This is a genomic window from Pantoea sp. BAV 3049 (assembly GCF_009765445.1).
In the GTDB taxonomy this organism is placed as follows: Bacteria; Pseudomonadota; Gammaproteobacteria; order Enterobacterales; family Enterobacteriaceae; genus Erwinia.
On record NZ_WHOY01000012.1, the window covers coordinates 1 to 336 of the forward strand.

The 336-nt window shown below is 65.5% G+C and carries 1 protein-coding gene; it reads right to left on the minus strand.

Annotation, left to right across the window (positions count from 1 at the left end; genetic code table 11):
* Positions 1-336: RHS repeat-associated core domain-containing protein (locus GSQ70_RS00600; RefSeq protein WP_199257192.1), on the minus strand; the 336-nt coding region annotated here is incomplete at both ends.

The following is a 336-nucleotide window of genomic DNA, read 5'->3' on the forward strand; positions in this document are numbered from 1 at the left end:
CGCCTCCGGATTCACGTCCTCCGTCGCCCCGCTGGCTATCCCCGTCACGTCCGCCGCAATACCCAGTCCTCCCACAACCAGCGAGGTGGCCGAGGCTGAACTCCACGCCGCAGCCAGGCTGCCCGCCGCCGCGATGGACGCTCCCGCCGTGAACAGGCTCAGTCCCAGCCCGATAACGCCACCAATAATGCCCACTATCCCCTGCCAGCTGATATGCCCGGTAGGGTCGGTGTGGTTGACCGGGTCCCCTGCACAGTAAGCATACGGATTAATCCCGCCCGCACCGAACGGACTCAGGCTGTCCGGGCAGTTGAAACGGCCCAGCACCGGGTTATA